A 13,765-nucleotide genomic window follows, 5' to 3' on the forward strand; every position below is an offset into this window, starting at 1 on the left:
GTGACACCTGAGGAGTTGGCCGGGGTCCGGGAGGACCTGGAGGCGTTCGCGGCGGAGTTGTTCGACGGGTTCTTCCGGGCGGATCAACGGCGGTGGGGGCAGGCGTATGTGCGCGGGCTGCTGCTGGACGGACGGCGCAAGTCGGTGGAACCGATGGCGGCCCGTCTCGGCGGGGACGGCAACCGGCAGGCGCTGGCCCACTTCATCACCTCCAGTCCGTGGGATGCGGCGCATGTGCGGGCCCGGCTGGCCTGGCGGATGCACGAGGCGATCGGCCCGGAAGCGCTGATCGTGGACGACACCGGCTTCCTGAAGGATGGGGATGCGTCGGCGTGTGTGGCCCGGCAGTACACCGGCACCGCGGGCAAGGTCACCAACTGCCAGGTGGGCGTCTCGGTGCACCTGGCCACCGATCATGCCTCGGCTGCGATCGACTGGCGGCTGTTCGTGCCGTCCTCCTGGGATCCGGCCTCGCCCGAGGCGGATCCGGCCAAGGTCGCCCGCCGCACCCGCTGCGGCGTTCCCGACCAGGTCGGGCATGTGGAGAAGTGGCAGCTCGCTTTGGACATGATCGACGAGACCCTCTCGTGGGGCATCGACATCCCACTGGTGGTCGCGGACGCCGGCTACGGCGATGCCGCCGCCTTCCGCCTCGGCCTGGAGGAACGGGACCTGCCCTATGCGGTCGGCATCTCCGGCCGTCACACCGCGCATCCGGCCGAGGCCCGGCCCGTCCAACCGGTCTATGCGGGCACCGGGCGTCCGCCGAAGATCCAGTACCCCGAGCCCGCGCAGCCCGTGAAGGACCTGGTCATCGCGGCCGGCCGGACGGCGGCCCGGCCGGTGTCCTGGCGGGAGGGCTCCCGGCCGGGCAAGGGCCGCAGTGGCGTCAAGCGCATGTACTCGCGCTTCGTCGCCCTGCGCATCCGCCCGGCCGGACGCGGCGTCCGCAGGGCCGCCGACGATCCGGAGCTGCCCGAGCGGTGGCTGCTGGCCGAGTGGCCGGCCACCGAGAGCGAACCGGTGCAGTTCTGGCTGTCGAACCTGCCCTCCGGCATGCCGCTGGCCACCCTGGTGCGGCTGGCCAAACTCCGCTGGCGCATTGAGCACGACTACCGCGAGATGAAACAGGCGCTGGGCCTGGCCCACTTCGAGGGCCGCACCTGGGCCGGCTGGCACCACCACGTCACCCTCGTCTCCGCCGCCCACGCCTTTTGCACCCTGCAACGACTGGCCCGCCACCCAAAAGAAGCGGCGCAGGTCTGAGCCTCTACCAAGTCGTCCGGGAACTGCAGACACTCCTCGCCACCTGGACCGGCGCCTGCCCCACCTGCCACCGCGACATACCCACCCCACTCCGGACCTGACCAAGCACTACTAGCTTGATCTTTAACCTGTGCGGCGGGGCCGTGGGGTCGTTGACTTCTTTGTTCGTCGTTGCGTCGGCTGTGCTTTGCGGGGTGTGTGCACGTCGTGGCGGGGTGTGGGCTGGGTGTTCTTGCGGCCCGGTGGTCGTCCAGGACCGGGCCGGGAGGGTTTCGGTGCCTGGGCCGGGCAGGCGGTCGTCGGGCGGATGTGTCGGAAGTCCCGGCGGACACGGGCGGGGGTGAGTCTGTCCGGCGGGCTGGGTTTCTCCCAGGGGCGGCGCCGGTCGGCTGCCAGCGGCCGGGCGAGCCGCAGTTGGGTGTAGGCGGCGAGGATCAGCCAGGTCCAGCGGTCGGCCGCTTCGGGGGTGCGGATCTTCGGTGTGGTCCAGCCCAGGGTCTGCTTGAACAGGCGGAAGGTGTGCTCGATGTCGAAGCGTCGCAGGTAGGACTGCCAGAGGCGGTCGGCGTCGGCTTCGGTGGCGTCGGTGCCCGACCACCACAGCCAGACCGGCTTGGGGGTGGCTCCGCTGGGCAGGTGGTCGATGTCCAGGCGGATCACCGTCCCCTCGATGATGGGGAGGGTGCCGTCGGCCATGGCCCAGGAGGAGCGGTGGGTCAGCTTGGGATGCAGCCGGTTCCAGGAGCGGGCCAGGGCGGTGCCGTAGAGGCGGGTGTCGGTGACGGTCTGGGTGTCCGGGGTGCCCCAGGTGTCGGGCTGGCCGAAGACGAACTCGCCGCCGTGCCGGGGCGGGCGGCCCATCGTGCCCGGCCGACGAGGCGGAACAGGCCTGCGCAGGACCCGGTCCGAACGCATCCGGGCCAGCACCTGCACGGGCAGATCTCGCAGGAGGAAGGCCAGGCGGGGTGCGTCGTAGCCGGCGTCCGCGACGATGAGGATGTCCGGGTCGCCCGTCTGCCACTGACCCGCCCTGATCAGTCGCTCAACCAGTTCGCGCAGTTGGCGGGCGGTGACTGTGGCAGTGTCGTCCCCGGGTGCCAGCCGAAGCGCGTCCAGCGGCGCGGTCCATGAACTGCGGCCGGGCTCGAGCGCGCAGACGATGGAGTACGGCCAGCCGGGAACGGGGATGTGCTGGTCCTTGCCGCGTCCGTAGGTGTGGCACAGGATCCGTTGCGGTGAGGTGTGAGCATTGGGCCGCAGCCAACAGGTGATGTCGACAGCCAGGACCAGCCGGCCATCAGCGGCCCGCGGCAGGGGCACCGCGGTCAGGGCCTGCCGCAGCCGGTCCGTATCCACTTGGCCGCGGGCCACCGCCGCGTAAAGTCCGCCGTGACCGCGACGGTGTTCGCCCACCAATGACAGCTCGGCCAGCGACCTGACCGGCCCGTCACCGCACAGGACGGCGTCGGCCAGCTCGAACAACGCATCCGAACGAGCGGTGAGACAGGAGTAGAACTCGCCCCGGAAGCGTGACAGTTGCGCCAATTCCTCTTGCCGGGTGTCGCGTTGCAGCAGACTCATCCTTGCGGCCTTCGTGCTGGACGTGTGTGTTCCTTGGTCGGAGCACATGTTCAGACGAAGGCCGCTTCTGCGTCCGCCGGATACCGAACCGAGTGATCAAGTTCGAGACGCCATTCGACGCCGGACGTTAAAGATCAAGCTAGGCGGCCGCACACGGCCTTGTGGAGGACGGACGGTGAAGCTAGGGGTCCCCTATCCCACGGGAAGGGGCTCAGCCCTGAACGTCCGCGTTCTCGTTCCCGGCCTTCTCCGCCTCTGCCTTCGGCGCCTCCTTCGCCGCCTTCCTCGTCGCGACGAGGCTGGTGATCGTCGTGATGATCAGTACGCCGAAGATGACACCCAGCGAGACCGGGAGCGAGACCTCCGGGACGTTCAGACTCGTCGTCTCGTGGATGCCGTGCAGGACCAGCTTCACGCCGATGAAGGCGAGGATGACCGACAGGCCGTACGACAGGTGGACCAGCTTCTTCAGCAGGCCGATGATGAGGAAGTACAGCTGGCGCAGACCCATCAGCGCGAAGGCGTTGGCGGTGAAGACGATGTACGGGTCCTGGGTCAGGCCGAAGATCGCGGGGATCGAGTCCACCGCGAAGAGCAGGTCCGTGATGCCGATCGCCAGCATGACGATCAGCATCGGGGTGGCCAGCCGCTTGCCGTTCTCGCGGACGAACAGCTTCATGCCGTGCCACGTGTCGGTGGAGGGCAGGCGCCGTTCGACGGCCTTCATCAGGCGGCCCTCCTCCCAGTCCTCGTCCTCCTCGCCGGCCCGCGCCTCCTGGACGAGCTTCCAGGCGGTCCAGATGAGGAAGGCGCCGAAGATGAAGAAGACCCAGGCGAACGAGTTGATCGCGGCGGCGCCCGCGGCGATGAACACGGCGCGCAGGACCAGCGCGATCAGCACGCCGACCATCAGCACGCGCTGTTGGTAGACCGACGGGACCGCGAACTTCGCCATGATCAGCACGAAGACGAACAAATTGTCGACACTGAGCGACTTTTCGGTGACGTAACCCGCGAAGAACTCACCGGAGGCCTGTCCGCTGCCCCAGATCAGCAGGCCCACACCGAAGAGGACGGCGAGAACGATCCAGACGGTCGTCCAGATACCCGCCTCCTTGATCGAGACTTCGTGTGGCTTGCGGCCGCCGATTAAGAAGTCGGCCGCGATGAGCACGCACAGCCCTACAACGGTGAGCACCCACATGGTCGTTGAGACGTTCAACCTGAATTCCTTCCTACGGCGAGAGCTGCCAAGGGTACAAGGATGCCCAAGAAACAGTAAAGAAAGAGTAGGGGGTAGGTGCGGGCTTGCTGCTCCATGCGCTGGTCAGAGCCCAATGTCCATGACTTGAGGTGGCCGGTCTGGTCTGTGCGACGGTCGAGGCGACGGGTGGGCGCGAGCAGCACAATCGGACTCTGCCTGCCCGGTTGATGGTCTATCTGTCGATGGCGTTGTGGCTGGACTTCGGCAAGGGGCGCGTGCGGGTGCTGCGGAACCTGTTGCGCGGACCGCGGTGGGCGCGGGGTGGCTGAGACGGCTGTGTGGTGCCGGCGGACGGGGCGATCTTCCGGTCCCGGTCCCGGGCCGGGGACCGGCTGGGCAGCGCGCCGCTGCGTGCGCTGTTCGAAGTCACCGCGCGACGGTTCCAGCCGGTCATGACGAGGTGTTCTGGCGTGACCTGCGCAAAGTGGTCGTGGACGGCACGGTCTTCGACGTGTCCGCCGGCACGGACAACGCGTCGGCCTTCGGCACCCCGGCCGGCGGGGCGTTGCCGCAGGCCCGCCTGGTCGCGCTGGCCGAACGCGGCAGCATGGCCCTGGTCGGAGCCGCCTTCGACTCCATCGAGGTCGGCGAACGTGCCCTCTTCGAGCGGCTGCTGGGAAATCTTACCCCCGGCATGCTGCTGCCGACCGGGGCTTTCCTTCCTGCGATCTGTACACGGTCAGTGCCGCCACCGGCGCACATCTGTTGTGGCACGTCTCCGACTCCTCCACCCTGCCGGTCAAAAAGCGCCTGGAGGACGGCACCTGCCTGTCCGAACTGCGCGGCAGACGGACCCGGGAGCGGGTCACGGTCCGCGTGATCGAGTACAGCGCCGCTGACGACGACGTCTCCGAGGTCTTCGCGCTGATCACCACTCTGCTCGACCTCGATCGGGCACCCGCGATCGAACCCGCACGGATCTGCGCGGACCGCTGGCACGTGGAGATCCTCTTCCGCCTGGTCGAGGTGGACCTGCGCACACCGGGAGGAGTCCTGCGCTCGCGCACCGCCGAGGGGGCCCGTCAGGAACTGCGGGCCCTGCTCTTCCTCTACCAGGCACTCCGCTCGCTGCTCACCCGAGCCGCCGTGATCACCGGAGCGGGACCCCACCCGCATCAGCTTTCCGCCCGTCCTGGACGCCGTCAGTGAGCGTTTTCAGCGTTGCCTCCCCAGGGTGAGGACCGCGGCGGCGATGACCGTCATCCGGTTCGGGCTGCAGCGACTTCGGCGGAAGATCCGCCAGGACTTCAGCCGGGCGACGCCTCGTTCGACGGGAGCACGGGCGTGGGCGAGTGCGCGGTTCGGCGTCCGCTCGGTCGGCGTGAGTTCGCCGTTGGGTGGGCGTCGGATGGCGGTGGTGACCCAGGGGCCCGCGCCAATGTAGGCGCGGTCGGCGACGATCGGGACGCCCTGGCGTTCGCAGATCCGGATGATGCGGTGGGTGCGTGCTGCGGACAGGTCGTGGGCCCGGCCCGGCAGGGCCGGCGAGATTCACAGCAGCCGGCCGTCGGGATCGGTGACGACCTGTATGTTCACGCCGTGGCGTCGGTGTTTGTGCGAGTAGTCGGCGCGTCCGTCGCCCAGGCGGTCGCACTCGCTGAGGGTGCCGTCCAAGAGCACGTAGTCCGGGTCGTGCTCGCGCAGGGTCTTGAGCAGGCCCGGTGCCCGGCCGGCGGGGAGTCGCACGACGGCGGTGGTGTAGGCGTGGGCGGTGCCGACGGATATGCCGAAGCCGGCGGCGATCTGGGTGAGGGTGTCGTGCTTGCGCAGGTAGGCGAGGGCAACGAGGGCACGCTGGTGCGGCGGGAGTTTGCAGCGTCGGTCACCCTCACGGGTGACGATGAGCATCGTGACCCACTCGACCAGGGCATGGGGCAGGTCGAGTGCGGCAGGATAGGGAACCAACAGGGCTCCTGGACGGGCAGGTTGAGACTTCGAACACCTCACCCAACGGCACAGGGGCCCTGTCCGTTGCGGGCACCGAGGCCATCACCCGATCGGTGGCCACGCTGAAAACGCTCAATGACTCCGTCGCGGCGGCCTTTTCCCCCTGAACACCTCGCCCAGGCACTGAAGTTCTTCATCGCTGGCCTTCCCCGCCGGGGCATACGCGACCACCCCGACCGCACCGCCCCGATCAAGACCAAACGCCCGGCCTGCACTACCAGACCCGCAGCTCGGAAGACCCAGGAATCCGCCTCGTCACCCGCACCATCACCTTGCGTCTCCTTGAGCGATGAACGACTTAGAGGGTGTCTCACGTGGTGTGAGGTGGATGCGGCATGATGCTGTGCCATGGGTGTTGGTTTGTCGCAGCGGTTGGTTCCTGACGAACTCTGGTCGCTGGTCGCACCGTTGCTGCCTCCCTTCGCTTCCCGTCCGCAGGGAGGCGGTACGGCTCCGGTTGATGAGCGGGCCGTGTTCACGGCTGTGGTGTACGTGCTGACCAGCGGCTGTGCCTGGCGGCACCTGCCGGAGACGTTCGGCGTCTCGCCGGCCACCGCGCACCGCCGGTTCTCCGTATGGACCAGGGACGGGCTGTGGCGGCGGCTGCACCAGGCCGTTCTGGACGAGCTCGGCGCCCGCGGCGAGGTGGACTGGACCTCGGCCATCGTGGACGCGGCCTCCGTCCGCGCGAAAAGGGGGGATCGCTGACCGGGCGCAATCCGGTCGACCGGGGCAAGAGGGGCAGCAAGCTCCACGTCCTGTCCGACGCCCAGGGCCTCCCTCTCGCTCTTGGCGTCTCCGGCGCGAACGTCCATGACAGCCAGGCGCTGCTGCCGCTGGTCCTGGGCATCCCCGCCATCCGCTCCCGGCGCGGCCCGCGAAGGCGCCGCCCCGGCAGACTCCGCGCGGACAAGGCGTACCACTCCGCCGACAGGCTGAAGTGGCTGCGCGAGCGGGGCATCGTCCCGCGCATCGCCAGGCCCGGCATCGAGTCCAGCGAACGGCTCGGCCGGCACCGCTGGAAGATCGAACGGTCGATCTCCTGGCTTTTCGGCTACCGCCGCCTGACCGTCCGATACGAGCGAAAGGGCAGCCACTTTCTGGCCTTCCTCGGACTCGCGGCGACCCTGACCTGCTACAAGAAGCTCGCAAAACTCACCACGTGAGACACCCTCTTAACGGTCTGATTTGGCCCCGTTTTTCCGGTCTGACGTGGCCCCATCGAGAGATCGTTTCAGCGAGAGTTCCGGTTTGAAGTGGCCCCGGCTTCCGCTTTGGACTGGCTCCACCTGTTGTCGTGATCGACGAGGTGAGGTGGCCCCTGGGGTGTGGACACTCTGACAATGGATCTTGATGGTCTGAGGAAGGGTGTCCTGGTGGGACGTAGGTCTCCGTATCCGGAGGAGTTCAGGAACGACGCGGTGGCGTTGTATCGCGCGGCCGCGGGTCGGCGCACGTATGCGGCGGTGGCGGCGGATGTCGGGGTGACCGGCGAGACGCTGCGGTCCTGGGTGCGCCAGGCCGACGAGCAGGCGGGCCGGGCCCGCGGCACCGACGGCCCGGTGGAGGGCAGGGACGAGGAACTGACCCGGCTTCGGGCCGAGCTCGGCAGGCTGCGCAAAGCCGAGGCCGAGTGGCAGTTGGAGCGGGAGATCCTGCGGCGGGCGGCCCAGTATTTCGCCCGGGAGATGAAGGCATGACCGGCCGCTGGGACTTCATCTCCCTCCACCGCGCCGACTTCGGCGTGCAGCGGATATGCCGTGTCCTCGGGGTCTCGCGCTCGGGCTACTACCGGTGGACGGCTGGCGCGGTCGCCCGCGCCGAGCGCCGGGCTGCCGACGACGCGCTGGTCGCGGAGATCCGCCAGATCCACGACGACCACCGCGGCACCTACGGAGTGCGGCGCGTGCACGCCGAGTTGCGGGGCTTCGGGCACACGGTCAACCGCAAGCGGATCGAGCGGCTGATGCGCCGCGAGGGGATCGAGGGCCGACACCTGCGCCGGCGCAAACGCACCACGATCCCCGACCGGCTCGCGCCGCCCGCCCCGGACCTGGTCCGACGCGACTTCGCCGCCGACCGCCTGGACGAGAAGTGGTGCGGCGACATCACATACGTGCAGGTCGGCGGCACGTGGCTGTATCTGGCCTGCGTCTTGGACATCTGCTCGCGCCGGGTGCTCGGCTGGTCGATGGCCACGCACATGCGCACCGAGCTGGTCGTCGACGCGCTCACGATGGCGGTGGCGACCCGCGGCGGCCACGTGGACGGAGTGATCTTCCACGCGGACAGGGGCTCGCAATACACCTCGGCGGCGTTCGCCCAGGTCAGCGCCCATTTCGGCATCCGCAGGAGCATGGGCCGTGTCGGGTCGAGCTACGACAACGCCCTCGCCGAGAGCTTCTGGCAGGGGCTGAAGAGAGAAGCGATGCAGACGGTGTTCACGACGGTACGACAGGCCAGGCTGGAGATCTTCCAATGGCTCACCTACTACAACGCTCGCAGGCGGCACAGCTCACTCGGCTACCTCTCACCTGTCGAGTTCGAACAGCAGCACCGGGCAGAGCATAGACTCACGCTCGCGGCATGAACCCCCGTGTCCACACTCCAGGGGACGCCTCAGAGGTGATGTGTCACCGCGTTCGAGCAGTGCCTGTGCTGTTTCCCTGGTGACGGCAGTGTCGTCGGGGTCCAGGAGAAGACGGAACAAGACTTCCACTGCCTGGTCGGTCCGTGGTGCGGCCGCGAGCTGTCGTCCGGCTGCAGCACGGACCGACCAGGCAGGCGAGTTCGCCTGTTCGAACAGAGCGCTCAGCTGTTGATCGTCGGAGAGCGGCGGCATGGCTCCAGCTTGCCAGTGCCTTCCCGAGCCTGTGGTGGCGGACCTCTATCCGTTCTTCTGTTGTGCGGCCCTGGTGCGGGCGAGACGGTAGGACTCGGTGCCGGTCTCGATGATGGTGCCGTTGAAGGTGAGGCGGTCGACGATGGCCGCGCAGAGGCGGGGGTCGGTGAATGTCTTGGTCCAGCCATCTGGGGCTGGCACTTGTTCCCTCACAAGGGTTGCCGCTGCCACCTGGCCGTATCCCACTCCTGGGGTCCTCGTTGGTTCTCGTGGTGACACCCGGGTTTTCCAGGTGCTGCCTTGACCGTTCAGGTGCGAGGAAGGTGTGCCGGTGGCCGAGGCCAGACTCCAGGTCATCGCAGGCGGAGCCGTCCCGCAGGAGCCGCTGACCACGGACCCGTGGCAGTTCCAGACCATGTGCGTCGACGCGTTCGTCGCCTCGTGGAGGGCCCGCGGGTTCAGCCCGGTGACCATCGACAACGACATCGGCCTGCTGGAGCGGACACTCACCGCACTGGGACGGCCCGCGTGGGAAGTCACGCCCGAGGACATCGACCGGGTGGTCGGTGATCTCGCGGTGAAGGGCCGGGCGGCGTCGACCCGCCGCGAGTATGTGCAGATCTTTAAGAGGTTCCACCGGTTCCTGCAGGCCCGCAAGGCAGCCGAGATCGAGGCAGCGTTCGGTGTCCGGCTGGTCTGCCCGGTCGACGAGTTCAACGCCTCCCGCCATGTCGGCGACGACTCGTCGGCCTCGCTGCCGCCGCCGACACCAGAGCGGGTGAACGAGTTTTTCTCCTTCATGAAACAGAGGATCGCGGCCGCGAGGAAGTACGGACCCGCAGCGAGGGACTATGCGATGTTCCGGACGCTGTATCACGCCGGGCTCCGCTCAGAGGAGGCATCGCTGCTGGAGAGGCCGGACCTACACTTCACCCGCGGCCCGTTCGGCAAGCTCCACGTTCGCTTCGGCAAGGGAGCCCACACGTCCGGGCCGCGGCCTCGGTGGGTTCCCATGCTCGACGGCCTGGACCTGGTCCTGCGGTGGTTCCTGGAGGACGTGCGGCCCAAGTTCCCCGACTCGCCGGTGCTCTTCGCCGACGAGTCCGGCGGCAGCCTGCATCGCGGGACCATCCGCAACCGGCTCCGCTATCTGATGGAACTCGAAGGACGTCCGGCATCCGAGCGGTTCAGCCCACATGCTCTGCGAAGAGCTTGCGCGACGCACAACTACGAACGTGGAGTCGATCTCGTCGCGATCCAGCAGATGCTCGGTCACTGGACCGTCAGCTCGACCATGCGTTATGTCCGGCCCTCCGCGACCTTCATCGAAGACGCCTATCAACGCGCGGTCGCCAGCATTCTGGCCGAGCTGACCGGGAAGGACACCACGGCATGAAGATCCAATGGCGGCTGCGAATGGCTGCCGCCCAGCGCGAGGTGTGGACCGGGACGGAACTGCGGCGGCTGCTGGCCGAGAAGGCCGACCTGGAACTGTCCTCGGCATCGGTATCCGCGCTGTTCACCAAGGAACCCTCGCAGGTGAAGATGACCACGCTGGCCGCGTTGTGCACCGCGCTGGAGTGCACTCCCAACGACCTGATCGAGGTCGACACCACCCCCGTCGAACGGCCCCTCGCACCTCCTCGTCCAGTCGCCGACCTGCCGCATGCCGCCTCCGCCAGGGGCCGGTCGATGCCGCCTCTGTGACCGGCGGGCTGCGATGGGCAAGAAGCAACGGGACTGCGTCACCTGCGGTGCCCCCGTCGGATATCTCGACCGCCAGCACTGCTGCCGGTGCTGGCACCGACTGAACGAGCAGGCCGCCAGGGCGGTTTGCCCTGGCTGCGGCCGCGACCGCGTCCTGCAGCAGGACACCGGCCGGTGCATCATCTGCTCACGCGTATGCCAGGAATGCGGCCACCCCGTCCGGTCATCGCAGAACCGCCTGTGCCGCGACTGCCGGCGCAAGGCCGACCAGCGGGCGGCCCAGCAGACATGTCCGCGCTGCCACCGGCCCGGCTATCTGCGTGAGGCGACCGGCTGGTGCGGCCACTGTTCACGGCCCCGGCAGGAGAAACATCCTCCGAGGACCTGCCGCGAGTGCGGCCAGGTGCGGCGACATGCGGGATTGGGGCTGTGCTCGGCCTGCTGGCAAAAGCACCCTGGCCGGCCCTTCATCCGTGGGGAACACCTCCGCGACCGGCTCGCCGATCCACCTTCCTGGCTGGAGGACTTCGTCGCCCATGTCGCCGCCCGGCACTGCATCGCCAGAGCCTGCGGCTTCGTCACCGACCTCGGCAGACTCCTGGAAGACGGGCACTCCACCTCGCCCCAGGCTCTGTTGGAAAGGTCCCGCAGGCCCGGACGGTCGATGGGCTCCTTCGCCCGCGCACTCGAGGACTTCTTCACCCTCCACCACCTGGCACTGCCCACTGACCAGGCCGAACGGCTCGCCGCCGGCCGACGGCAACGACGCATCGAGGCCGTCCCCGAACTGCTGCGGCAAGCCGTCGTCGCCTTCGACACCTCCCGGATGCGGGCCCAGGACCGAGCCCGCCGAGCGGGCACCCGCCCTCGCAGCAACCACACCCTGGAGACAGCCCTGGCCACCCTGCGTGACCTCGCTCTCTTCCTGGTCGACGAACGGAACAAGAACGCCTGGGCCCTCGTCGACGTGCACGATGTCGAAGCCTTCCTGTCCACCCTGCCCAAGGGACGCAAGCGGCGGCTGACCGTGCTGCGGCAGTTCTTTCGCTTCGCCCGGTCCCAGAAGATGCTGCTGGTCGACCCCACCCGCGAGCTGGTCGCGAAGGAGACGAACAGCTTCCGCGGCCAGACCCTCGCCCTCGACCAGCAGCGCGAGCTGTTCAGGCGGTGGACAACCGACAGCCACGTGCACCCGCACGAAGCAGTGATGGGCATGCTCGCTCTGCTGCATGGCGCCTCCAGCTCCGAGATGCGGATACTGAAGACCGACGACATCGACCAGCAGGCCCATACTGTCCGGCTGGGGAAGCGGCCCCATCCCGTCCCGCTGGACCCCGCCTCCTGGACCGTGCTGCAACGCTGCCTGGCCCACCGCGAGGCATGGCCGACATCCAACCCGCACGTGATGGTCACCAAAGGAACCAAGGCCGGGCGAAGCCCGGCCTCAACTGCCTATCTTTCCCACGTCCTTGACGACTGCGGATACCCGCCCCGAATGATCCGCAGCACCCGCCTCGTCGACCTGGTGAACACCATGGACCCCAAGCTCGTCGCCGCCGCCTTCGGCATGGACCCGCAGGCCACCCTCGTCTACCTTTCTGATCACATCGACCCAGGGCGTCTGCCCGACCAGCACCAGTAGAGGAACCTGCATGCGGCACCTCATCCCCTCTTTCGCTCTCGCTGCCCTCCGTCGCGGAAAGCAGATCGAGCAGTTCCTCGGCAGGGTCGAGCGCGACGGTCACCAAGGGCTTCGCTGGATCGCCCTCAGCCCCGGCATCTCCGGCGTGACGATTTATTTGAGCGATGTCGAAGACGTCGGCACCGACAACTTCCTCGACATCACCGAGTTCCCGCCCCTGGACCCCGAGGAGGAGACGTGGGGACGGGAGATCGCCTTGCTGCCCACCCCCGAGGAAGCCTTGCACCTGGCCGAGCGTGATCTCGCCGCAGACCCCCAACGCTGGGTAAACCAAGGCTTGGTCTGCGACGAGTACCAGGACTTCCGCAAGATGAACCCGTGACGTTTCGGCACCACCTGGCACGTATTCGCCGGAACATGTGCGCTTTGCTGAACGACTCGTTCGAGGCGATGGCGACGCTGTTCTTCTCCTCGCGTTCGGTCAGGACCTGGAACAGCATCTCCGCGCCGCGGCGGTCGAGCTCGAGATAGCCGAGTTCGTCGATGCAGAGAAGGTCGACGCGTCCGTAGCGGGCGATCGTCTTGGTCAGCTGTTTCTCGTCGGCGGCCTCGACGAGCTCGTTGACGAGTTTCGCGGCCAGCGCGTAACGAACCCGGTAGCCGGCCATGGCAGCAGCGGCGCCCAGGCCGATCAGCAAGTGCGACTTGCCGGTGCCGGAGTCGCCGATCAGGCAGAGCGGCTCGCCCTTGCGGACCCATTCGCAGGTCGCGAGGTTGTTGACCACCGCGGGCTCGACGTTCGGGTTGGCGGTGTAGTCGAAGTCGGACAGCCACTTCTGACGGGGGAAGCCGGCCGCCCGGATCCGCCGCTCCGAGCGGCGCCGGTCACGTTCCTCGCACTCGGCCATCAGCAGCTCGGCAAGGAAACCCCGGTAGGACATGCGTTCCCGTTCTGCCCGGGTGACCAGGTCGGGGAACTGGGACCGCATGGTCGGCAGCCGCAGGACCCGGCAGGCGGTGTCGATCGCGGCATGCGAGGCGGGCTCGGTCAGATTGTGGTGCGGGCCGGTCATGGCGCGTCCTTCCGGGAGTGGTTCAGCAACTGGTCCCAGCGGTCCAAAGAGGGCAGCGGACGGGTGTCGTCGGGCAGCCGGGCGACCCGGCGGGCGGTCAGGCTGACCACGTCACTGGGCCCGGTCTCGGGAAGAGCCGGCAAGGACCCGCCGGCGGTGACGGTCGGGGACCGGCCGTCGGCCTGCGCGGCCTTGCGGGCTTCCAGCGCGACGACATCGGCGGTGCACGACCCGACGGCGAGAGCCGCCCGGATCCCCGCGACCACGTCCCCGTGTTCCATGTGCCGGTGCAGCAACAGGACATGAACCAGCTCCTTCGTGCCGTCCGTGTCCCCGGCCGAGGTCTTCGCCGCAGCCCAGAACGCCTCGTGCGCGGAAGTGAACGAGCCCTCCCGGCGGGCCTGGTCCAAGGCTTCGGAGCCGGCCATCGCCGGGCTTGGCCA

Annotated in this window: 12 protein-coding genes and 3 pseudogenes; 8 read left to right on the forward strand and 7 right to left on the reverse strand. The window is 68.3% G+C overall.

The genetic code is table 11. From position 1 onward, the window contains the following. Entirely contained in the window at positions 1 to 1,266 is a 1,266-nt protein-coding gene (locus tag C1708_RS32770) for an IS701 family transposase (protein ID WP_106416016.1), read from the forward strand. 123 nt (positions 1,267 to 1,389) lie between these two features. On the opposite strand, the gene C1708_RS32775 is transcribed toward C1708_RS32770, so the two are convergent. Together C1708_RS32775 and C1708_RS32780 are read right to left on the reverse strand one after the other, a co-directional pair. After that, on the reverse strand, positions 1,390 to 2,847 hold the full coding sequence (locus C1708_RS32775) for an NF041680 family putative transposase (protein ID WP_106410804.1): 1,458 nt from the start codon (positions 2,845 to 2,847) through the stop codon (positions 1,390 to 1,392). 211 nt (positions 2,848 to 3,058) lie between these two features. Beyond that, positions 3,059 to 4,069, reverse strand: coding sequence for a TerC family protein (locus tag C1708_RS32780; protein WP_106416043.1), 1,011 nt, complete (start codon positions 4,067 to 4,069; stop codon positions 3,059 to 3,061). A gap of 131 nt (positions 4,070 to 4,200) precedes the next feature. Between C1708_RS32780 and C1708_RS32785 the strand changes: the two genes are divergently transcribed. Next, complete coding sequence (locus C1708_RS32785; RefSeq protein WP_106416044.1) at positions 4,201 to 4,380, forward strand: transposase domain-containing protein; 180 nt, start codon at positions 4,201 to 4,203, stop codon at positions 4,378 to 4,380. Positions 4,381 to 4,816: 436 nt separating this feature from the next. Further along, positions 4,817 to 5,260 (forward strand): hypothetical protein, encoded by a 444-nt coding sequence (locus C1708_RS32790; RefSeq protein WP_106416045.1) that lies wholly within the window; start codon positions 4,817 to 4,819, stop codon positions 5,258 to 5,260. 6 nt (positions 5,261 to 5,266) lie between these two features. On the opposite strand, the pseudogene C1708_RS32795 reads toward C1708_RS32790, so the two are convergent. Further along, positions 5,267 to 6,016 (reverse strand): annotated as a pseudogene (locus C1708_RS32795) (transposase). Positions 6,017 to 6,418: 402 nt separating this feature from the next. On the opposite strand from C1708_RS32795, the gene C1708_RS32800 reads away from it, so the two are divergent. Next, positions 6,419 to 7,224 (forward strand): IS5 family transposase gene (locus C1708_RS32800; protein WP_241911481.1). Its coding sequence is split into 2 segments (ribosomal slippage): positions 6,419 to 6,749 and positions 6,749 to 7,224, totalling 807 coding nucleotides; the frame shifts between segments, so codons are not numbered across the junction. Between the two features lie 210 nt (positions 7,225 to 7,434). After that, a protein-coding gene (locus tag C1708_RS32805) for an IS3 family transposase (protein ID WP_106416014.1) occupies positions 7,435 to 8,648 on the forward strand; the annotation gives its coding sequence in 2 pieces (ribosomal slippage) (positions 7,435 to 7,690 and positions 7,690 to 8,648; 1,215 coding nt in all). On the opposite strand, the gene C1708_RS33665 is transcribed toward C1708_RS32805, so the two are convergent. Next, positions 8,589 to 8,900, reverse strand: a complete 312-nt coding sequence (locus C1708_RS33665; RefSeq protein WP_107503097.1) for a HEAT repeat domain-containing protein — start codon at positions 8,898 to 8,900, stop codon at positions 8,589 to 8,591. The genes C1708_RS32805 and C1708_RS33665 overlap by 60 nt on opposite strands. A gap of 45 nt (positions 8,901 to 8,945) precedes the next feature. Next, positions 8,946 to 9,086 (reverse strand): annotated as a pseudogene (locus C1708_RS32810) (ATP-binding protein); the annotation flags it as partial. A gap of 145 nt (positions 9,087 to 9,231) precedes the next feature. Here C1708_RS32810 and C1708_RS32815 point away from each other — a divergent pair. From C1708_RS32815 to C1708_RS35515, 3 genes are all read left to right on the forward strand, one after another. Then, positions 9,232 to 10,296, forward strand: a complete 1,065-nt coding sequence (locus tag C1708_RS32815; protein ID WP_198602674.1) for a tyrosine-type recombinase/integrase — start codon at positions 9,232 to 9,234, stop codon at positions 10,294 to 10,296. Then, complete coding sequence (locus C1708_RS32820; protein WP_106416047.1) at positions 10,293 to 10,607, forward strand: helix-turn-helix domain-containing protein; 315 nt, start codon at positions 10,293 to 10,295, stop codon at positions 10,605 to 10,607. The genes C1708_RS32815 and C1708_RS32820 overlap by 4 nt, the downstream gene beginning before the upstream one ends. Positions 10,608 to 11,271: 664 nt before the next feature. Then, a complete protein-coding gene (locus tag C1708_RS35515) occupies positions 11,272 to 12,249 on the forward strand; it encodes a tyrosine-type recombinase/integrase (RefSeq protein WP_241911392.1) in 978 nt (325 codons plus the stop codon). 431 nt (positions 12,250 to 12,680) lie between these two features. On the opposite strand, the pseudogene istB reads toward C1708_RS35515, so the two are convergent. Further along, positions 12,681 to 13,322: pseudogene (gene istB / locus C1708_RS32830) on the reverse strand (IS21-like element helper ATPase IstB); the annotation flags it as partial. Continuing rightward, on the reverse strand, positions 13,319 to 13,750 hold the full coding sequence (locus tag C1708_RS32835) for a hypothetical protein (protein WP_106416049.1): 432 nt from the start codon (positions 13,748 to 13,750) through the stop codon (positions 13,319 to 13,321). The pseudogene istB and the gene C1708_RS32835, both read right to left, overlap by 4 nt. Positions 13,751 to 13,765 lie beyond the last annotated feature (15 nt).

Source organism: Streptomyces sp. DH-12 (genome assembly GCF_002899455.1).
Lineage (GTDB): Bacteria > Actinomycetota > Actinomycetes > Streptomycetales > Streptomycetaceae > Streptomyces.

Coding starts and splice junctions, on each gene's coding strand:
- C1708_RS32775 (WP_106410804.1), bottom strand. CDS start 2,847: ATGAGTCTGCTGCAACGCGACACCCGGCAAGAGGAATTGGCGCAACTG.
- C1708_RS33665 (WP_107503097.1), bottom strand. CDS start 8,900: ATGCCGCCGCTCTCCGACGATCAACAGCTGAGCGCTCTGTTCGAACAG.
- C1708_RS32820 (WP_106416047.1), top strand. CDS start 10,293: ATGAAGATCCAATGGCGGCTGCGAATGGCTGCCGCCCAGCGCGAGGTG.
- C1708_RS35515 (WP_241911392.1), top strand. CDS start 11,272: ATGGGCTCCTTCGCCCGCGCACTCGAGGACTTCTTCACCCTCCACCAC.
- C1708_RS32835 (WP_106416049.1), bottom strand. CDS start 13,750: ATGGCCGGCTCCGAAGCCTTGGACCAGGCCCGCCGGGAGGGCTCGTTC.